At 40.0% G+C, this 19,227-nt stretch carries 19 protein-coding genes; 9 read left to right on the top strand and 10 right to left on the bottom strand.

Translation table 11 applies throughout. The annotated features are described in order from the left end of the window. Positions 1 to 5 precede the first annotated feature (5 nt). The gene (locus ACULLG_RS16175; protein WP_452127838.1) at positions 6 to 542 is read left to right on the top strand and encodes a hypothetical protein; all 537 of its coding nucleotides are present in this window, start codon (positions 6 to 8) and stop codon (positions 540 to 542) included. Between the two features lie 74 nt (positions 543 to 616). Next, on the top strand, positions 617 to 1,579 hold the full coding sequence (locus ACULLG_RS16180; protein ID WP_452127839.1) for a YybH family protein: 963 nt from the start codon (positions 617 to 619) through the stop codon (positions 1,577 to 1,579). Here the strand turns inward: ACULLG_RS16180 and ACULLG_RS16185 are convergent. After that, positions 1,576 to 1,998 carry a winged helix-turn-helix transcriptional regulator gene (locus ACULLG_RS16185; RefSeq protein ID WP_452127840.1) on the bottom strand — a complete coding sequence of 141 codons (423 nt, stop codon included), beginning with the start codon at positions 1,996 to 1,998 and terminating at the stop codon, positions 1,576 to 1,578. The genes ACULLG_RS16180 and ACULLG_RS16185 overlap by 4 nt on opposite strands. A gap of 97 nt (positions 1,999 to 2,095) precedes the next feature. Between ACULLG_RS16185 and ACULLG_RS16190 the strand changes: the two genes are divergently transcribed. After that, positions 2,096 to 2,947, top strand: a complete 852-nt coding sequence (locus ACULLG_RS16190) for an alpha/beta hydrolase (protein ID WP_452127841.1) — start codon at positions 2,096 to 2,098, stop codon at positions 2,945 to 2,947. A gap of 61 nt (positions 2,948 to 3,008) precedes the next feature. On the opposite strand, the gene ACULLG_RS16195 is transcribed toward ACULLG_RS16190, so the two are convergent. Genes ACULLG_RS16195 through ACULLG_RS16205 form a run of 3 tightly spaced genes read right to left on the bottom strand, consistent with a single transcriptional unit; the run spans position 3,009 to position 5,942 of the window. Further along, entirely contained in the window at positions 3,009 to 4,451 is a 1,443-nt protein-coding gene (locus ACULLG_RS16195) for a Gfo/Idh/MocA family protein (RefSeq protein WP_452127842.1), read from the bottom strand. A 19-nt stretch (positions 4,452 to 4,470) separates the two neighbouring features. Further along, entirely contained in the window at positions 4,471 to 5,136 is a 666-nt protein-coding gene (locus ACULLG_RS16200; protein WP_452127843.1) for a 3-keto-disaccharide hydrolase, read from the bottom strand. A 17-nt stretch (positions 5,137 to 5,153) separates the two neighbouring features. Continuing rightward, positions 5,154 to 5,942: a 3-keto-disaccharide hydrolase gene (locus ACULLG_RS16205; protein WP_452127844.1), complete on the bottom strand. Its 789-nt coding sequence runs from the start codon at positions 5,940 to 5,942 to the stop codon at positions 5,154 to 5,156. 191 nt (positions 5,943 to 6,133) lie between these two features. On the opposite strand from ACULLG_RS16205, the gene ACULLG_RS16210 reads away from it, so the two are divergent. After that, the gene (locus ACULLG_RS16210; protein ID WP_452127845.1) at positions 6,134 to 6,556 is read left to right on the top strand and encodes a VOC family protein; all 423 of its coding nucleotides are present in this window, start codon (positions 6,134 to 6,136) and stop codon (positions 6,554 to 6,556) included. A 6-nt stretch (positions 6,557 to 6,562) separates the two neighbouring features. After that, positions 6,563 to 7,351 (top strand): 3-keto-disaccharide hydrolase, encoded by a 789-nt coding sequence (locus ACULLG_RS16215; protein WP_452127846.1) that lies wholly within the window; start codon positions 6,563 to 6,565, stop codon positions 7,349 to 7,351. A 3-nt stretch (positions 7,352 to 7,354) separates the two neighbouring features. On the opposite strand, the gene ACULLG_RS16220 is transcribed toward ACULLG_RS16215, so the two are convergent. Further along, positions 7,355 to 7,972, bottom strand: coding sequence for a DUF2306 domain-containing protein (locus ACULLG_RS16220; protein ID WP_452127847.1), 618 nt, complete (start codon positions 7,970 to 7,972; stop codon positions 7,355 to 7,357). A gap of 123 nt (positions 7,973 to 8,095) precedes the next feature. Here ACULLG_RS16220 and ACULLG_RS16225 point away from each other — a divergent pair, with 123 nt between their 5' ends. Continuing rightward, positions 8,096 to 8,251: a hypothetical protein gene (locus tag ACULLG_RS16225; RefSeq protein ID WP_452127848.1), complete on the top strand. Its 156-nt coding sequence runs from the start codon at positions 8,096 to 8,098 to the stop codon at positions 8,249 to 8,251. Here the strand turns inward: ACULLG_RS16225 and folD are convergent, their stop codons facing one another. The 3 genes from folD to ACULLG_RS16240 all read right to left on the bottom strand — a co-directional run bounded on the left by folD (position 8,252) and on the right by ACULLG_RS16240 (position 12,382). Next, a complete protein-coding gene (gene folD / locus ACULLG_RS16230; RefSeq protein ID WP_452127849.1) occupies positions 8,252 to 9,136 on the bottom strand; it encodes a bifunctional methylenetetrahydrofolate dehydrogenase/methenyltetrahydrofolate cyclohydrolase FolD in 885 nt (294 codons plus the stop codon). A gap of 59 nt (positions 9,137 to 9,195) precedes the next feature. Beyond that, on the bottom strand, positions 9,196 to 10,524 hold the full coding sequence (ffh, locus tag ACULLG_RS16235; RefSeq protein ID WP_452127850.1) for a signal recognition particle protein: 1,329 nt from the start codon (positions 10,522 to 10,524) through the stop codon (positions 9,196 to 9,198). A gap of 100 nt (positions 10,525 to 10,624) precedes the next feature. Next, a complete protein-coding gene (locus ACULLG_RS16240) occupies positions 10,625 to 12,382 on the bottom strand; it encodes a hypothetical protein (protein ID WP_452127851.1) in 1,758 nt (585 codons plus the stop codon). A 114-nt stretch (positions 12,383 to 12,496) separates the two neighbouring features. Here ACULLG_RS16240 and ACULLG_RS16245 point away from each other — a divergent pair, with 114 nt between their 5' ends. The 3 genes from ACULLG_RS16245 to ACULLG_RS16255 all read left to right on the top strand — a co-directional run bounded on the left by ACULLG_RS16245 (position 12,497) and on the right by ACULLG_RS16255 (position 16,594). After that, positions 12,497 to 12,994 carry an RNA polymerase sigma factor gene (locus ACULLG_RS16245; protein WP_452127852.1) on the top strand — a complete coding sequence of 166 codons (498 nt, stop codon included), beginning with the start codon at positions 12,497 to 12,499 and terminating at the stop codon, positions 12,992 to 12,994. A gap of 140 nt (positions 12,995 to 13,134) precedes the next feature. Beyond that, positions 13,135 to 14,046, top strand: a complete 912-nt coding sequence (locus tag ACULLG_RS16250; RefSeq protein WP_452127853.1) for a FecR family protein — start codon at positions 13,135 to 13,137, stop codon at positions 14,044 to 14,046. Then, on the top strand, positions 14,027 to 16,594 hold the full coding sequence (locus ACULLG_RS16255; RefSeq protein ID WP_452127854.1) for a TonB-dependent receptor: 2,568 nt from the start codon (positions 14,027 to 14,029) through the stop codon (positions 16,592 to 16,594). Before ACULLG_RS16250 ends, ACULLG_RS16255 begins: the two co-directional genes overlap by 20 nt. Here the strand turns inward: ACULLG_RS16255 and ACULLG_RS16260 are convergent. After that, on the bottom strand, positions 16,591 to 17,262 hold the full coding sequence (locus tag ACULLG_RS16260) for a zinc-dependent peptidase (RefSeq protein WP_452127855.1): 672 nt from the start codon (positions 17,260 to 17,262) through the stop codon (positions 16,591 to 16,593). The genes ACULLG_RS16255 and ACULLG_RS16260 overlap by 4 nt on opposite strands. 128 nt (positions 17,263 to 17,390) lie before the next feature. After that, complete coding sequence (gene argS, locus ACULLG_RS16265) at positions 17,391 to 19,169, bottom strand: arginine--tRNA ligase (RefSeq protein ID WP_452127985.1); 1,779 nt, start codon at positions 19,167 to 19,169, stop codon at positions 17,391 to 17,393. Positions 19,170 to 19,227: the final 58 nt, after the last annotated feature.

The following is a 19,227-nucleotide window of genomic DNA, read 5'->3' on the forward strand; positions in this document are numbered from 1 at the left end:
GTTATATGAGAAAAATAGTTTTGGTATTTGGAATTTGTGTTTTGTTGCTTTTTATAAGTTGCGGTGAAAAGGATACCTCGTTTTTAATTACTGAGCATTCCGTAGGTCCACTTTTAAGTGAAACCGCGGTGGTCAATTTGGAACAGGTTTTTATAAAGGATTCCATTGCAAAGGATACCATAAAGCCTGAATCTGGTAAGATTAAAATTTATCAAAAGAACGGTAAACATCTATTAACACTTACTTCGAGCTCGGATAGTATCCCTACAGTAGAGAACATTCGTATTTTCGATACCCGCTATAAAACGGGCAAAGGCATTGGGTTACATAGTACTTTTAAGGATATCCAAGACAATTACCAAATCAAAAAAATTGTGACCACAATCAATAGCATTGTCATCTTTCCAAAGGAAAGCAACCTGTATTTTACCATAGACAAGGAAGAATTGCCCTCCAATCTTAGGTATACTTCGTCCAAAATCGAAGCAGTTCAAATACCGCCTACCGCCAAAATAAAATACCTGATGCTAGCGTGGGAATAGCAGCTGTTAATTAATTGCTAAAGAAGGTCTCTTCGTGCCTTCATTTCGGTAATTTGATGGGCAAAACCATCCACATGAAAACCGCTTTTCTCCCATTTTTATTTTTGGTGCCTGCTCTGATTTTGGCCCAATATGATTTCGACACCTCCTCGGAACATCCATTTGGACTTCCGAACCCTAATGCCCCAAAGGAACTATTGGATTTTGCTCCGTTGATAGGAGAATGCAATTGTAAATCATATAGTCGCAATGCGGACCAAACATGGGCGAAACCGGTGGATATGATTTGGCGTTTCAAGTACATTATGAACGGAATGGGGGTTCAAGATGAAACGTTAAAAGAGGATGGGACACACTCAGGAAGTATTCGTCAATTCAGTCAAGATAGTACACGATGGTATGTGCATTATTATACCTCGCGAACAGTCTCGACAAGATTGAGTACTTGGGAGGGCAACAAAACTGAGGAAGGCAAAATTGTGCTCTATCGCGAACAAAAAGCGCCCAATGGCACGGATGGCTTTTACAGATTGTCCTTTTATGATATTGATGAAAAAGGGTTCAAATGGATTGGGGAATGGGTGGACAAGACAGAATCAGTCGTGTTTCCCACTTGGAAAATTGATTGTTCCAATGGTAAAATTTCTTCATCAAATCCCGAGGAAAAGTATAAAATAATGGCTGCTTCGAAAAGCTTTTCAAAAGCTTATATCGAACAAGATTTCGGTGCCATGGCCAACATTTACACCCATGATGCGAAACTTATTCCTTTAGGAATACCTATTGTGGAAGGACGCGAAGCCATCAAAGCCCGATGGGAAATGGGAAAAGCGACCAAAATACTTTCACATAGCATGGATGCCTCGGAAATCAACATTATTGGTGATTATGCCTACGATTATGGTTATTATAGTGGTACTAGTCAAAAAGCAAGTGAGCCCATTTCAAAATGGAAAGGCAAATACGTAGTGGTTTGGAAAAAAGTAGCTGGTTCCTGGAAAATGTATATTGATATCTGGAATCGATTAAAAGACTAAAGCAAACCGTATTTTTCCCGATTGGCCAATACTTTAGGACTGTTCATTTGCATCCACTCCGTTAATTCCAAAAGACGTTCCACATAAGATTGCCCAAAATCGGTGAGGCTGTACTCAACACGAATGGGCACTTCGGCATAAACCTTTCTTGAGATATACCCATCAGCCTCCAACACTTTTAATCGTTGACTCAGTACCTTACTCGAAATCCCGTAGACGAATTTTTTAAGCTTGTTGAACCGTAAAACCGGAAAGTAGCCCAACCACAAAATAATTAGCGTACTCCATTGATCAGAAGCGACTGACATTACATCACGAACTGGGCAAAGTTCTGGTGGGTTCTTGTAATCAATATGGCCAAACATTTTTTGCAATTTTTTTGCCATTCTAACTTGTTGATTTTCAGTAATAGTTTCCATTTCCATACTTGGTTTTGTCGAGGTGACTTCTTTTTTCTTCTAAAATGAATGTGTAATTTTAGTTTCTAATAAAGAGTAAGTTACAAAAAGTAACCATATGAAAAAACTGCTCATCAAAATACTTCCCCTTGTCTACGGGCAATATTTTAATTTTTATTCTCTTTTTGCTCCAAAAAAAGCAGCCCATAAAGCATTCAATCTTTTTTGTACGGTAAGACGCGGAAAGGTGCAACCACAGCAGAAGGATTATCTGGAAAAAGCTAAAAATGGTTTAGAAACCGTAGCAGACCATACCTTACAGTCGTATCATTGGCCAGGAAAAAAAGAAACGGTTCTGTTGGTCCATGGCTGGGAGAGTAACACATTTCGTTGGAGAAATCTTATCCAAAAGCTACAGGAGGCTGATTTCAATGTTATTGCTTTTGATGCACCATCACATGGACATTCTTCTGGCAAGCTTTTGTACGTTCCATTGTATGAGCAAGCTGTGCACCATATGGTAAAAAAATATAATCCGAAGCATCTGATAGGCCATTCTGTTGGTGGAATGACATTGATGTACAACGAATACAAAAATCCGAATGCAGATGTGGAGAAAATTGTGGTTATTGGAGCTCCATCAGAATTTCATGAGCTTATGAGCCACTATCAAGATCTTTTAAAGTTCAGCGATCGGTTTATGGGAATCCTTGACGATTATATCCTGAATCGGTTTGGGTTTCAAATTGAGGAATTTTCCACTTCAAAATTTGCGCAATCCAATACCAAAAAGGGCTTATTGTTTCATGATCGATTGGATGCCGTAGCTCCCTATCATGCATCGGAACAGGTGCATTCAAATTGGAAAAACAGCAAACTGATCAGCACTGAGGGTTTGGGGCACTCAATGCATCAAGAGGAAGTAAACAATGAAATCATTGAATTTCTTGTGACATCGTCCGTCCAATAAAAAATCCCAAACACTTTTTTCTGTATTTGGGACCTTTAAATTCTCCATTAAAAGGGATGAACTAGAACTTTCTATATTCCCCTTCCAAATATTGATTGGCTTCCTCTTCGGCAAATCTTGCCTTTTCACTGTCCCAATGTAGGGTTTGATTTGGAAAACGTCCTGCTATAACGCCCAACAGAATAGTTTCTGTCAAACGTGCCGCATATTCAAAAGGTGCAGTACATTTGTCCTTGCCCAAACAGGCATCAATAAATTGGTGATAGTGCTTGGGTCCTTCACTTTCATAATTTCTTATGGGCTCTCCCAAATTCTGTTTAGCAATTTCTTTGGAAATGTCCACGTATTTGCCCCGTACAATTTTTCTGGGCAACTGCATGAAATGAGGTAAAAGCAAGCGCCCCTTTGTCCCTACGAACATAGCTCCCTGATCCGGTAGTTGGCCCTCTCCGGCAACGCCGGCATCCAAAGAAATATCGGTTTTGGTGGTCTTTTTGGTCTTTGACGTGCTTTTAGCACCTGGCAGCACCAAATCTTCATGTGCTGGGGGCATACCCGGGCCATCGTACCAAATCCATTTTAATGATTTACCGGTGTATTCCGTTCCTGGAAATTCGTAGGTAACCGTATTATTTTCCGGATATCCAAAACCGTTAGGTTCGCGGCATTCATTTTTAATGGTCCTTGGAACATCAAGGTTCAATGCATTGTAAGGCGTGTCAAAAATATGAACGCCCATATCGCCCAAAGTGCCACATCCATAATCCATAAGCTTTCGCCAGTTCCCTGGATGGTAATATCCTTCCTTATAAGGTCGCTCAGCCGAAGTGCCCAGCCAAAGATTCCAATCCAACTGTGCCGGTACAGGGTCTTCCCCTTCCGGTTCGGCACCATTGTATCCCCAAGATTTTGGGCTCCAAGCATGCACGGTGTGGACTTTTCCAATAATACCGTCCTGTATAAGCAACGTAGCCAATTTATAATCGTAGAATGAGTGTACCTGTATGCCCATTTGGGTTACCAAGCCTTTCTCTTGGGCCATTTTTTTCATGGCTCTTGATTCAGACACATAATGGGTCAGAGGTTTTTGGCAGTACACATTCTTGTTCATTTCCATTGCCAGTAATGATGCTGGGGCGTGGGTATGGTCTGGCGTGGATACGATTACGGCATCAATTTCATCGGCCATTTCGTCCAACATCACACGGTAATCAAAAAATACGCGGGCCTTACGATGTTTTTTTCGGGCAGTGGATAAGTTGATGGCATCCACATCGCAGAGTGCCACAACATCAACCTGAGGATGTGATGAAATATCATTAAGGTCAGCAGCCCCCATATTGGCCACTCCAATATGCGCTGTGCGTATCCTGCCCTCCGGCTTTATTGCTCTTAACTTTTCATTGGCACTAAGCACGGAAGGTGCTGCCAACAGCCCGAGGGCGCCCACACCACTTTTCTTCAAAAAATTCCTCCTATCTTGATTTGATTTCTTTTTACTCATACTACTACGTTATAAATTATTATTCTGATGGCAATTCTTTGATTTTAACATTTCTAAAACGAACAACATCTCCGTGCCCTAAAAAACCAATATGACCTCTTGTTCTTTGCAATCCAGGATGCTCATTTTTATCCAATGTTCCATTTTTGGACGCTTCTTGAAAATCCCCATCCAAAATGATGTTATCATTAAGAACAATTTGGATTTTGGAGCCATTCACTGTGACTACTTGTTCATTCCATTCTCCAACAGGTTTCAGAAAACCACGTTTAGCTGAAATGACCCCATAAACCGAGCCATGGTATTGGTATGGTTTTAATTTAGCGTATTTTTCGGCGCTATTGTCCAAAATCTGCAATTCCTTACCAACGTAAGCCACATCACCTTCCAATGGGGCATGAATACCCAATCCGTTGTTGGCTCCTGGCGTCAATTGAAATTCAAACTTAAAAACAAAATTACTGTACTGACCTTCTGTAAATAGATTGCCACCACTTCCACCTCCATTGGGGTCAACTATAATATTTCCATTTTCGGCACGATATGACTTCTTATTGCCAATCCATCCATCTAGATTTTCACCATTGAAAAGCGTCACAAAATCGGCATCTCCAGTAATGTCATCTTGGCCCAGACAAGGAGTTGCAAAAACTGCAAAGCAGAAAAAAATGAAAAACAGCTTCATATTTCCCACAATCCGGTTTATAGTTTTTTAATTTTTATGTTTTTAAACCAAATTGGGCTAGAATGGTCTTGCAATGCAATGAATCCCTTTTTGAATTTTCCGTAATCTGGGGCGTCATCCCATTTTCCAGAATTTTTCTTTTTGTTCCAATCCTCGGACCAGGGTTGAAACTCCAACAATTTTTTACCATTGAGCCAATGTTCTACTTTTTCCGGGGTGAAAACAATCTTTGAAGAATTCCATTCCCCTACTGGGTTTAATACTTTTTGGGATTCATCGGCAACATGCATGGCATAATCAGCGCCCGTTTTCTGCCAGTCCTGCAACAATTCGGGATGTTCTGCCCCAAACTGGGAGTTATATTCCGTTAAATCATGGATTTTGGCATAGTTTTCATCATCAATAAGTTGATATTCCGGTGAGACAACAGGAGGTCCCTTATATCCTTCCTTAACATGGTAAAAAATACCGCTATTGCCGCCTTCGGGAAGTTTCCATTCCAAATAAAGCTCAAAATTATCGAACTCCTCAGCTCCATAGATTATATCTGTTCCTCCTTTGTAATCTTGTTCCAATCCCAACTCCGTATCAAAGGTCAGTGTGCTATCTTTTATGGTCCATCCTGGAGGTAAGCTTTCTCCACCATAAGCCCTCCAACCTTCGGTACTGGTCCCATCAAAGAGATATACCCACTCTTCGGGTGTAGGTTTTGTTTCTTCTACACTTACTTTCTCGTTTTCGGTCTTTTGTGCTTTTTTGCAAGAACCGATAATTACCAACGATATCAGAATCGCTATTTTCTTCATTTTAGTTGCTATTCAATTGGTTATACTGATAGTTACTAAAGGTAATCACATTTGTTTGTTGTCTGAATTTTTTTATACCATCAACACAACATAAACCATGAATGTTATTTTATAAGGAATAATCTGTAGTTTTCACAAAAATTCCCAACTACCTTTGCAAGGTTAGCAATCACAATTTACCTTTATTCATTATGCAGAACATTACTCCTTTTCATATTGCCATTCCCGTCCATAATTTAGCTGAATGTCGAAATTTTTATAGGGATATTTTGAATTGTGAAGAAGGTCGAAGCAGTGACCATTGGGTCGATTTTAATCTTTTTGGGCATCAATTGGTGATTCATTATAAACCAAAAACCGAAGAAGAACTGCATACCAACCCGGTCGACGGCAAGAACGTTCCGGTTCCGCATTACGGTGTGGTATTGCCCTGGGACGTTTTCCAATCGTTTTCAAAAGATTTAAAGGCCAAGGGAATCGAATTCATCATTGAACCTTATATTCGATTTGAGGGTGAGGTTGGTGAACAGGCCACCATGTTTTTTCTAGACCCCGCAGGAAATGCTTTGGAATTTAAGGCCTTCAAGGATATGCAACAGTTATTTGCCAAATAAAACTTTATGGTACGGAATCTATCAAGGTTAACTTTGTTCCTAGTTCTTTTTTGTGTATGCTTTGGAGGTTGCACCCCAAAAAGCGAATGGATAAAATTGTTTAACGGGAAGGATATCGACGATTGGACAGTTAAAATACATCATTACGAAGTAGGCGATAATTTTGGCGATACTTTTAGGGTTGAAGATGGGATTTTGAAGGTGCGGTACGACCGGTACAAGGGAGATTACAATGAACGTTATGGCCATTTGTATTATAACACCCCTTATTCCAACTACCATTTGGTTGTTGAGTACCGTTTTGCTCGTCCGTGGTATGACTCTGCTCCCAGTTATACGGTAATGAATAGTGGGGTTATGTTTCATTCACAGGACCCAAAAACGATGCCCAAAGAACAAGATTGGCCCATATCTGTGGAAATGCAATTTTTAGCGGAAGTTGAAAAAGGGAAGTCAAGACCTACCGGCAATATGTGCTCACCGGGAACCGATGTAGTTTTTGAAGGAAAAATAGACCCCAGACATTGTATTTCATCAACAAGTGAGACCTATCCCCCAGAAGAATGGGTTACGGCCGAGCTTATTGTACGTGGAGATTCACTGATCACCCATATCATCAATGGAAAAAAGGTTTTGGAATACAGTAAACCTCAAATAGGTGGGGGTGTCGCCAACCGATATGATGAACGGATGAAAATTAACGGAAAGCCACTAAAAGAAGGCTTTATCGCATTACAAAGTGAAGGTCAACCCATAGATTTTAGAAGAGTTGAACTGAAAATCCTCAAGGATTAAATTTCAAGCGAGTAAAATTCCTTTCTTTCTCACCCAGAAATAAGCGAAAACCATATTGGGCATCCAGCATAACCAGGCAACAATTTTGTAGGCTATTAAAAACTCTCCAAAAGCCATCGTCAGCAAGGGCAACCAAATTCTTAACGTCACCGCTGCAAAGCAAGCAGCATAACTATAGATCATCATACCTTGATGCAACTGTAAATCTTTAGAGCGAATGGCTCCATACGCCTTTAAGGTTGTATATAGCCAAATGATGCCTAAACTGATGAATCCAGCAGCTGACACTATTCCACCAGTAGCAAAAAAACCAATATATATTGAACAAATACCACTAATCAATGCAGCTATAACATAGATTTTACCCAAATTTCTGTGAAGCCCAAGGTTTTTAGCTCTTATTTTTTTACTGAATTGCGACCAACCAGTTAACAAAGCGAGGCCTCCAAAGCTGATATGGCCATAAAAAGCGATATTCCATGTTTGACTGGCCAACAGTTCCGGTGTTTTGCTCTGCAACAACCCAAAATCCGTTCCCACAAACAAATACATTAGGGGGTAAAGCCCAATCCCTATTGCTAAAATTGCAAAAACAATCCACGCTACTTTATTTCCGATCATGTTAAAATCTCCTTTGGTTCACGAACAAGTTATCGAATAATTGGCTTAAAAAACAAGATTCAAAATTCTAAATCGTTATAAAATAAGTTGAACAGGCAATATCGGCCCCAAATCTTTTTAGTGATGAAAACTGTTCTTTTATTGGTAACGGTAATCTTTTCTTCCCTAGTTTTCTATAGTTGTACCAACGAAGAAGGGGAAAACGACTTGGATTTTATCTCCCCAAACGAGGAGGAGGAAAGCATTCTGGTTGCAAGTGAAAACGAAAAGAAAGATTAACTATTCTTGGTTTTTATGCCTCTCCCGGGCCAAAAGGGTATTTTTTAACAACATGGCTATGGTCATCGGACCCACACCACCAGGTACTGGGGTAATAAATGATGCTTTGTGGCTTACTTCTGCAAAGTCAACATCGCCGGTGATGTAATATCCTTTTTCTTTGGTCTCATCTGGTACGCGAGTGATTCCCACATCAATTATCACAACTCCTTCTTTGACCATATCGCCTTTTAAAAAATCTGGAACACCCAATGCAGAAACAATAATGTCTGCATTTTTGGTATATGAGGTCAAATTTTTTGTTCTGCTATGGGTAAGGGTTACGGTAGAATTAGCTGCTTTTCCCTTTTGACTCATTAAGATGCTAATAGGCCTACCCACAATATGACTTCTTCCAATAACCACCGTGTGCTTTCCCTCCGTCTCAACATCATATCTCCGCAACAGTTCCATAATACCGAAAGGCGTGGCCGGAATAAAAGATTTCATATCCAATGCCATTTTACCAAAATTGGTCGGGTGAAATCCATCCACATCTTTATCGGGATTAACGGCCATTAGCACTTTTTGTTCATCAATGTGCTTAGGTAATGGAAGTTGTACTATATATCCATCAATATCCTGGTTAGCATTCAGGGCAGCTACCTGCTCCAATAATTCATCTTCTGTAGTCTCTTCGGGTAAATGAATCAGGGTTGATTCGAAACCAATTTTTTTGCAAGAACGTACCTTGCTGCCCACATAGGTGAGGCTGGCACCGTCATTACCCACCAATACCGCAGCCAAGTGGGGGACTTTCTCTCCCCTTTCTTTCATTTGGGCCACTTCAACGGCAATTTCATCTTTAATTTGGTTTGATATCTTCTTCCCGTCGAGAATTTCCATTTTTGGTCGGTTTTTGGGTGATTGGTAAAGGGTGAAAGTTTATTGGTTACGGTTCACAATCATCTCATATTTTGCATCATCTGCATCATTTTTTTGCCGCCTCCGCCTTGCATCATCTTCATCATCTTGCTCATTTGCTCAAATTGTTTCAGCAATTGATTGACCTCTTGAATGGTACGACCGCTGCCCGCTGCAATACGCTTTTTTCGACTTGCATTTAATTTGGAAGGGGTAGAACGTTCATCGGGCGTCATGGAATGGATTATCGCCTCAATATGCTTGAAGGCATCGTCATCTATGTCCAATCCTTTCAAAGCTTTTCCAGCACCGGGAATCATGCCCATGAGGTCTTTCATATTCCCCATTTTCTTTATTTGCTGAATCTGACTCAAGAAATCGTCAAAACCAAAGCGGTTTTTGGCAATTTTTTTCTGGATTTTTCGTGCTTGTTCTTCGTCGAATTGCTCTTGGGCACGCTCTACAAGGGAAACCACATCTCCCATTCCCAAAATCCTGTCGGCCATTCGTGCAGGATAGAAGACATCAATAGCTTCCATTTTTTCACCGGTACCGATGAACTTTATTGGTTTATCAACCACAGATTTGATTGAAATAGCTGCACCCCCACGGGTATCACCATCCAATTTTGTTAGGATAACACCATCAAAATTCAGTACATCGTTAAAAGCCTTGGCCGTATTCACCGCATCTTGACCAGTCATGGAATCTACCACAAATAGGGTTTCTTGTGGTGTAACCGCCTTATGAATGTTGGCAATCTCGGTCATCATTTGCTCATCTACGGCTAAACGACCAGCAGTATCTATAATCACCACATTGCATCCGTTCGTCTTTGCATGGGCCACGCCTGCTTTTGCAATTTTGACCGGGTCGTTGTTATCCCTGTCGGAATATACTTCAACCCCAATTTGCTCACCCACCACATGCAGCTGATCAATGGCCGCCGGACGATACACATCACAGGCTACCAATAATGGTTTCTTGGTTTTCTTGTTTTTAAGAAAATTGGCCAATTTTCCGGAAAAAGTGGTCTTACCGGAACCTTGTAGACCGGACATTAGAATTACGGATGGATTACCTGAAAGGTCAATTCCTTCCGCATCTCCTCCCATAAGTTGGGTCAGTTCATCTTTTACGATCTTGACCATTAATTGGCCAGGTTGCAAAGAGGTCAAAACGTTTTGCCCCAATGCTTTTTCCTTCACCTTATTGGTAAATTCCTTGGCTATTTTAAAATTGACATCCGCATCCAACAATGCCCTTCTAATTTCCTTCAGGGTCTCCGCAACATTGATCTCGGTTATTTGCCCATGTCCTTTAAGGACGTGCATTGCTTTATCGAGCTTTTCACTTAAATTATCAAACATCTTTTTGTGTCATTTTAAAAGAGGGACAAATTTAAGAATAAAAAGAAAAGGACGGCTTTGGGGAGAGCCGTCCTTTTCAAAAAAGATAGGGGAAAAATGTTTAAATTCTTTCGAAGACCAAGGTTTCTATAGTTCCATCACCGCTTTCGCTTTTGACTTCGATTCTTTCAGCGGTCACTGAAACAAAGTCCCAATCGTCGGTAATTTCACCAAACTTGGCATCATTTGCGAAATTCAAATAGAATTTCAACCTATTATCATGGTTTCTGATAACTCTCCATAAGCCTTCAATAATGGGGTTATCGTTTTCATCTACTTGCACATGGTGCATTTCATTGAAATAAAAATCCAAACCATCAAATTCAGCAGTCATATCAACATCGCCTTCAAGATATTGAGCAATCTTCCAGGCTCCAGCCCTCAAGGCTGTTCTGATTTCCACAACATCGGCATCGGCATTGTTATCATCACAGACACGCAATAGGATAAGTTCATAACCTATATCATCGACCTCAAACCTTAGTCTTGTATCATCAAGATCTCTCAACGGCCAATCGAAACTTACTCCAGGCTCGTCACCCATGGTAATCAACAATGATGGGATTCCTTCACTGTTCGGGCCTATTTCCCAAGTACCTTCGGAAGTTGTTTCACCATTGCTCAAAGTAACTACACCTTCGGGTAAGAACTTGAATTCAAATCCTAGCAATCTATCAATCTCTTCACCTTGGTTCTTCACTTTTTTGATGATCCACTCACACTCTTTCAAGATATCTCTTAAGGTATCTGGGTTTGGAATGTCATCTTCACAAAGTTGCTTCATGATGATTTTGTTACCACCTTCGGCATAAAGTTTAATGGTATGATCTCCTATTTCATATACCAACCACTCTAGGGTAAAGTCCACCAAAGTATCAAACTCAAGGGTTAAAAGCGGTCCACGATCAGTAAAGCTAGAGCTCCAGGTACCGTTAAGTATGTTTCCTTCTCTGTCTTTAACAGTAACTCCTCCATCTTCTGTGAATATCATTAGGTATTCCAAGTACTGATCTGTATGATTAACCTCATCTCTGATCACTTCACGTACTTGCCATGGACATTGGGTCAAACAGAAATCAAATCTTTCTTCGTCAAAGTCATCATCGTTAAAATCATCATCGTCATCTTCGTCACATTCGTCTTTGGCCATTTCCAAAGCTTGCGCCAATTCGGCATTGCTATCAACAACTATTTCCGTTCCGTCAAACTTTTTCAAGGTAACAGGATATTGGATACTCACAAGATCGCCATCTTCCAGTCCGTCAAAGAACTTTCTCAATTGCTCATCACTTTCAACCATAACCTCACCTGTTTGCTGGCTGTCAGCATTAAACGTAAATAAGGTAATCGGGTATACAAAGTCGATACACTCAATATCATCATCTCCTCCTCCTTCAACACATTCGGCGGCCAATTCCCTTAATTGCTCCTTATTTTCAATAACAAGCTCAGAAAAATCGGCATAAGTGATGGTAATGGGGAAAAGAATTTCCAAAATATCATCATCTACATCCACCTCATCAAAAATATCTTCAATAGTTTGAAGATCTTCTTTGGAATCGATGGTCACATCAATACCATTTACATTTACGGTATACGGGAATTTTAACGCAAAACAGCTAGCACTGTCCACTATATTATCATAAGAACCATCATGGGAAGATGTTTTCTCGATCAACAAGGCGGTAGATGAATTCGCCTCAATGGTTTCTTGGTTATTGCCCCCGTTTACTTCTTCAAATTCTTCTTGACAAGAAGTAAAACTAAGTGCCACAGCAAACAGCGTGACGTACATTAAGTTATTTATCAACTTTTTCATAACGATTTGGATTTTTTGGGTTATGCTTTGCCCTTTAAACAACTCGAATAAAAAAAACCCTACCTGATCTTAATTTTTTTCAAATATCTTTGAGGGCAAGACAAACCCTCCTAAATGAACAACGTTTGCGAAGAGCAGGTCTTTAGCTCCATATTCAAAGCTAATTCCAAAACGGTTTTCAACTATATATATTATAAGTTTGGGAATGAGGAAAAGGCGCATGATGCTGTGCAAGAGGCTTTTGTTAAGTTATGGGAGAACTGTGCCAAGGTTATGCCCGAAAAAGCAAAATCCTATTTATATACGGTGGCCAACAATCTGTATTTGAATGTGATCAAGGCTGAAAAAGTTCGGTTAAAGTATGCAAAGCCCACTTTGGAAATTTCAAACGAGTCGCCCGAATTCTTGTTGGAAGAAAAAGAATACCAGGAAAAATTGGATAATGCATTGAACAGTCTTCCAGAAAATCAGCGGACCACTTTTTTATTGAATCGGATTGATGGAAAAAAATATGCGGAAATTGCGGAAATGGAAGGAGTAAGCGTAAAAGCTATTGAAAAACGAATGCATTTGGCGCTAAAGGCCCTGAGAGAGCAAATTGACGGTATTTGACAGTGGTCAATGTTCAATTATCAATGAACAATAGGTTATTTTTCTGATTAAGAAGCCATTGATAATTGTAAAATTGCAAATTGATAAAAAGTAGGGTTTTTTGAAACTGGGTTGTTATTAAAACGTAAAGCATAGAAATCATGCAAGAAAATTACTTGGCAAAATGGCTTAGCGGAGCGCTTTCTGAACAGGAGCTGGCGGAATTTAAAAAGTCTGCCGAATATGCTTCTTATCAGAAACTAAAGGAGGTTTCAAGCAATTTGAAAGCCCCTGAATTTGACGTTGATCAAGCCTTGACACAGCTTAAGGAAGAGCGCATCGGCACTGCACCAAAGGTGATTGCCTTGAATCCGTTCAAGAAATTCTTACGTGTTGCTGCGGTTGTTGCCGTAATGCTTGCTGGTTCCTATTTCTATGTTAGTACATTGGATACATCTGTCACTACGCAATTTGCAGAGCGTTCAGAGGTGGTTCTTCCCGATAATTCCGAAATTATTTTAAATGCTGGCTCCCAAATCTCCTATGATGAAAAAAATTGGGATCAAGAACGAAATGTCAACCTAAAAGGAGAAGCTTTCTTTAAGGTTGCCAAAGGCAAGAAATTTACCGTATCAACGGATCAAGGTACCGTAACGGTCTTGGGAACCCAATTTAATGTTGAAAACAGGAACGGTTTTTTTGAAGTAACCTGCTTTGAAGGACTGGTCAGTGTAACTTTCAATGGCATCGAAACCAAGTTGCCTGCCGGCACCTCATTTATAGCCTTAAATGGTAAAACAATGGACGCTTCTGCACCTGAAACAGATCAGCCTAGTTGGATCAATAACGAAAGTTCATTTGAGCGTATTCCATTGGGATATGTCCTTAATGAACTTGAAAGACAATACAATATTGAGGTAAATACAGAGAATGTTGATAAAAATCTATTATTTACCGGAACTTTTAGCAACACAGACTTGAAAATGGCGTTAAAAAGTATAAGCACCCCGTCTCGAATGAATTACAAAATTAAGGGTGATAATGTGCTTTTCTATGCTGAAAAAACTCCGTAGTTACCTTTTTGGTCTCTTCTTAGGTTTTTTGGTTCTCCTTTCTGTCAACGTACAGGGCCAGGAGCAACAGGAAACTCATGTTCCCCTCATTTCATACATCAAAGCGATTGAGAGCAAGTTTGATATCAAATTTTCATTTATCAATGAAGACTTGGAAGATATCAGTGTTTCAGTTCCAAGCAACCTCGTCGCCCTTGATGATATTCTGGAGTTTATCCAGAATCAATTTCAGATAAAAGCCCAAAAACTTAGTGATCGATATTACACCCTTACAAAACGAACCTTGGTTACCGTATGTGCTAAAGTACTTGACAATTTTGCCGAAAATACCATTCCAGGGGCGACCGTTGAGGTGTTTGGGACTGAAATAGCGTTGACCACAAATCCGGATGGAACTTTCACTGTTGAAAATATTCCGAGAAACGGGACATTAAAAATCAGGTATCTGGGATACAATACCCAATACGTCGGGGTTGATAATTTAATTAAAAGAGGTGGCTGCCCCCAAATTTTAATGGCGCAGTACTACGAGCAATTAAAAGAGGTCATCGTTTACAAATTTCTCACCACAGGAATAATTAAAGAATCCGATGCAAGTATTACCCTAAATACCAGTGAATTTGGAATCTTGCCGGGTCTTATTGAACCGGACATCCTTCAAACTGTACAAGCACTCCCCGGGATTAAAAGTATAGACGAAACGGTATCGGACATCAACGTGCGTGGTGGTACCAACGATCAAAACCTGATTTTATGGAACGGGATCAAAATGTACCAATCTGGACACTTTTTTGGGTTGATTTCCGCCTTCAACCCCTATTTGACGGATAAAATCACAGTAATCAAAAATGGTACCCCTGCAGCTTTTGGAGATGGGGTGAGCAGCGTTATCCAAATGGAAACAGATAATAAGCTCTCCGATTATTTTACGGGTGGAGCCGGATTTAACTTTATTAGTGGCGATGTTTATGGGCAAATTCCTATTTCAGACCAAATTGGGTTGCAGTTTTCTGCTAGACGCTCCACAACCGATTTTTTGAATACACCAACCTACAATAAATTCTTTGATCGGGCTTTTCAGGATAGCAAGGTTACCAATCAAAACAATATTGCCGTAGATGATGAAATCTTGCGAAGCGAAAACTTCTTTTTTTATGACTTTACCGGAAAATTGCTTTATGACATCAATGATCAACATCAATTGAGATTAAATTTCATCAGTATAACCAACAATCTGGATTACACCGAAAACAATCTCACCGACCTTGAGACGACCAATAGTCTACTAGATCAAAATAACCTGTCCGTTGGGGGGCAATTGCAAAGCAGATGGACCGATAGGTTTTCTTCCAACCTAAACATCTACTATTCCCGCTACAATCTGGACGCGGAAAGTTTGTTTGGAAATCAAATACAATTGCTATTTCAAAACAATCAAGTGTTGGAGAATGCCGTTAAATTGGATACAGATTATGAGTTATCCGATAAACTTCACTTGCACAGTGGATATCAATATATTGAAACGGGTATCGAAAACACAACGATACTTACCCAGCCTTTTTTTGAAAGTGAAATAAAAGGAGTTATCCGGATTCATGCCCCACATACCGAAATTGGATATACATCGGATGGCAACACATTTATTGGTAAAGCAGGGGTTCGTTTCAATTACATTGAAAATCTTGGCACTTTCACCAAATTTTTGGTTGAACCAAGATTAAACATGAGCTTTAGGCTTGCCAACTATCTAAGAGGTGAGGTTTTGGGTGAATTTAAAAGTCAGACTACCAACCAAATCATAGATCTGGAGCAAAACTTTTTGGGCATAGAAAAACGTAGGTGGATCTTGTCTGATGATGATACACTTCCCATAACACAAAGCAAACAGGGCTCTATTGGCATCAATTACGAAAAAAACAATTTCTATCTAGGTCTCGAAGGTTTCTATAAAAAAGTGGACGGTATCAGTACCAGCACCCAGGGATTCCAAAACCAGAACCAATTTAATGGCGAAATTGGCAGTTATGATGTAAAAGGTTTCGAATTCTTGATCAATAAAAAGGGCGACAACTACAGTTCTTGGTTAAGTTATACTTATAACAAAAACGACTATACGTTTGAGACCATAATTCCCAATAGTTTTCCCAATAATCTGGATATTCGGCACACATTGACCTTTGCGGGTACGTATTCATACAAAAACCTACAGATGGGATTGGGGGCCAATTTTAGATCGGGCAGACCCATCACCGAGCCGCAGGATGGGAATTTGGGCTTGGACACTACCGTTTTTCCTGCACAAATCAATTATAAATCACCCAACAGCAGCCGATTACCTGAGTATCTAAGGGTGGACGCCTCGGCCATTTACAAATTTGACCTTAGTAGAAATGTAAAGGCCAACGCCGGCGTTTCCATTCTTAACCTTACCAATAGAAAGAATAGTTTAAATAAATATTATCGGGTCAACGAAGACAATGAAATAGAGGCGGTAGAAAGTATTTCATTGGGCATTACCCCAAATGTGAGTTTTAGGGTACATTTTTAATTACCAAATCCAAAGTTGAGCATTTTTCGAATCAGTTCATACAATTCCGAGGATTTCTCCTTGAACAACTCCGGAGTTTCCATATAGGTTTCGCAAAGAATGGAAAAAAATTCGTGGACATTTGCCTGTCCATATTCCCTAAAATAATCAAGCGCTACAATACGTTCCATTTTTGGGGTATCTGAATGAATTTGTCGTATTTTTTTGAAACCCCACTGAAACCTAAGGGCTTCCCATGTATTTTTTCCACTTTTTTCAAAATACAAGGCATGGGCAAATTCATGCACTGCCAGATTTAGGTTATCACTTTCGTCCACAAAACCATCTTCCAAAGTATCGGCTGCAAAAACAAGGGTTTTCAAGCCAACATTATATTCTCCAACATGATGGCGCTTATTTAAAATGGAATAATAGTCCGAAGGATAAATCACAATGCGGTGCACAGACCGAATAAATTTATAATGCTTCATCCCCAAAGTGACCAAAACACCAGCGGCACTAACCAAAAGCTTTATTTCTTCTCGATTCTGCACAGGGCCTTTGAATGAATAGGGCTTTTTTGCTCTGAACCAAGCCACCCTTTTATAAAATTTTTCTTTCTCAGAATTGGTTAAAAGTGGAATAACACCAATCCGTTTTTTTAGAAGGTGTTTCTCTCTTTGAGTCAAGGGAGTTGGCCATAAAAACGGATTCAATTCATATAGACCTATCGCGTAGTATACAATATAAGAGAAATAGGCAAAAATGAATATAAGGCATCCAAACCCAAATATGTCAATCCCGTCGATCTCCAAACCTACATCCGTTCAGGAACATCGATGCCTAAAAGTCTGAAGGCAGACTCGATTATCTCTCCTACTTTTTTGGAGAGTTGTACGCGAAACCGCTTTTTTTGTTCATCCGCTTCCCCCAAAATAGATACCTGCTGATAAAACGAGTTGAATTCCTTCACCAGATCATAAGTGTAGTTTGCAATCAGTGCAGGACTGTAATTTTCTGCCGCTAGTTGAACCGTCTCCGGAAAAAGCTGGATTTGCTTTAACAACTCCTTTTCTTTTTCATGTAAATCCAATGCGGTCTCGACTGCGCTCGATCCGACATCCTCTGCTTTTCTTAGAATCGATTGAATTCTTGCGTAGGTATATTGGATAAACGGTCCCGTGTTTCCTTGGAAATCCACCGATTCTTCAGGGTTGAACAAAATCCGTTTTTTAGGATCTACCTTTAAAATATAATATTTTAAGGCCCCCAAGCCGATGGTTCTGTAGAGCTGTTTCTTTTCTTCTTCAGAATAGCCCTCCAGTTTCCCAAGTTCTTCAGAAATGGATGCTGCAGTACTTTCCATACTTTCAATCAGGTCATCCGCATCCACAACCGTACCTTCCCGGCTTTTCATTTTTCCACTAGGGAGGTCCACCATACCATAGCTTAAATGGTACAATTGTTTGGCCCAATCATAGCCGAGTTTTTTAAGAATCAAAAAAAGTACCTTAAAATGGTAATCCTGCTCGTTTCCTACGGTGTATACCATTCCATTAATATCCGGATGATCAGTTACACGCTGAATCGCAGTCCCGATGTCCTGGGTCATATAAACCGCAGTTCCATCTGAACGCAGTACGATTTTCTCGTCCAAACCTTCATCAGTTAGGTCAATCCAAACGCTTCCATCCTCTTTTTTAAAGAAAACACCACGTTCCAGGCCATCTTTTACCACATCCCTACCTAAAAGGTAGGTGTCACTTTCATAATAGAGCACGTCAAAATCGACACCCAAGTTTTTGTAAGTGACATCAAAACCTTCATATACCCATCCGTTCATTTTTTTCCACAGCGCAACGGTTTCAGTATCACCACCTTCCCATTTTCGCAGCATTTCTTGGGCTTGAAGTAGAATAGGAGCTTCTTTTTCAGCCTTTTCTTTTTCCGTTCCTTTGGAAACCAAATCAGCTATCTGTTCTTTGTAAGCTTTATCAAAAGCCACATAATACTTCCCTACCAGGTGGTCCCCTTTCAATCCGGATGATTCCGGAGTCTCGTCCTTTCCAAACTTTTGCCAGGCCAGCATGCTCTTGCAGATATGGATGCCCCGGTCGTTAATAATCTGGGTTTTGTATACCTTTTTTCCAGCTGCTTTTAAAATTTCTGAAACTGAATACCCTAATAAATTGTTTCGAATATGCCCCAAATGCAGTGGTTTATTAGTATTCGGAGAAGAATATTCCACCATCACGGCGTCTTTGGTTGGTGTTTTTACATATCCAAAATCCGTTTCGCTATATATCGAGTTGAAAAAATTAAGATAGAAACCATCTTCTACCACTACATTCAAAAAACCTTTGACCACATTAAATTTGGACACCTCGGCTACATTATCCTGCAAATATTCACCAATTTTGGTTCCTATTTCAACAGGGTTTCCTTTTACAAAGCGAAGCATCGGAAAGACAACCACAGTAATATCCCCTTCAAAATCCTTTCGGGTGGGTTGAAATTCCACGGTTGGAAGTTCTACCTGGTACAACTCCCCTACCGCTTTGATCACACTTTGTGAAATAACTTTTTGCAAACTCATGTATCTGGCCTTTTCAGCCTGCAAAACTACATATTTTTTGCCCGTTTCCATCAATATA

The organism is Flagellimonas sp. 2504JD1-5, from assembly GCF_053618295.1.

Excerpts from the sequence above, each read along its gene's own strand:
- ACULLG_RS16175 (WP_452127838.1), top strand. The coding sequence starts at position 6 with ATGAGAAAAATAGTTTTGGTATTTGGAATTTGTGTTTTGTTGCTTTTT.
- ACULLG_RS16180 (WP_452127839.1), top strand. The coding sequence starts at position 617 with ATGAAAACCGCTTTTCTCCCATTTTTATTTTTGGTGCCTGCTCTGATT.
- ACULLG_RS16185 (WP_452127840.1), bottom strand. The coding sequence starts at position 1,998 with ATGGAAACTATTACTGAAAATCAACAAGTTAGAATGGCAAAAAAATTG.
- ACULLG_RS16190 (WP_452127841.1), top strand. The coding sequence starts at position 2,096 with ATGAAAAAACTGCTCATCAAAATACTTCCCCTTGTCTACGGGCAATAT.
- ACULLG_RS16195 (WP_452127842.1), bottom strand. The coding sequence starts at position 4,451 with ATGAGTAAAAAGAAATCAAATCAAGATAGGAGGAATTTTTTGAAGAAA.
- ACULLG_RS16200 (WP_452127843.1), bottom strand. The coding sequence starts at position 5,136 with ATGAAGCTGTTTTTCATTTTTTTCTGCTTTGCAGTTTTTGCAACTCCT.
- ACULLG_RS16205 (WP_452127844.1), bottom strand. The coding sequence starts at position 5,942 with ATGAAGAAAATAGCGATTCTGATATCGTTGGTAATTATCGGTTCTTGC.
- ACULLG_RS16210 (WP_452127845.1), top strand. The coding sequence starts at position 6,134 with ATGCAGAACATTACTCCTTTTCATATTGCCATTCCCGTCCATAATTTA.
- ACULLG_RS16215 (WP_452127846.1), top strand. The coding sequence starts at position 6,563 with ATGGTACGGAATCTATCAAGGTTAACTTTGTTCCTAGTTCTTTTTTGT.
- ACULLG_RS16220 (WP_452127847.1), bottom strand. The coding sequence starts at position 7,972 with ATGATCGGAAATAAAGTAGCGTGGATTGTTTTTGCAATTTTAGCAATA.
- ACULLG_RS16225 (WP_452127848.1), top strand. The coding sequence starts at position 8,096 with ATGAAAACTGTTCTTTTATTGGTAACGGTAATCTTTTCTTCCCTAGTT.
- folD (WP_452127849.1), bottom strand. The coding sequence starts at position 9,136 with ATGGAAATTCTCGACGGGAAGAAGATATCAAACCAAATTAAAGATGAA.
- ffh (WP_452127850.1), bottom strand. The coding sequence starts at position 10,524 with ATGTTTGATAATTTAAGTGAAAAGCTCGATAAAGCAATGCACGTCCTT.
- ACULLG_RS16240 (WP_452127851.1), bottom strand. The coding sequence starts at position 12,382 with ATGAAAAAGTTGATAAATAACTTAATGTACGTCACGCTGTTTGCTGTG.
- ACULLG_RS16245 (WP_452127852.1), top strand. The coding sequence starts at position 12,497 with ATGAACAACGTTTGCGAAGAGCAGGTCTTTAGCTCCATATTCAAAGCT.
- ACULLG_RS16250 (WP_452127853.1), top strand. The coding sequence starts at position 13,135 with ATGCAAGAAAATTACTTGGCAAAATGGCTTAGCGGAGCGCTTTCTGAA.
- ACULLG_RS16255 (WP_452127854.1), top strand. The coding sequence starts at position 14,027 with ATGCTGAAAAAACTCCGTAGTTACCTTTTTGGTCTCTTCTTAGGTTTT.
- argS (WP_452127985.1), bottom strand. The coding sequence starts at position 19,169 with ATGAGTTTGCAAAAAGTTATTTCACAAAGTGTGATCAAAGCGGTAGGG.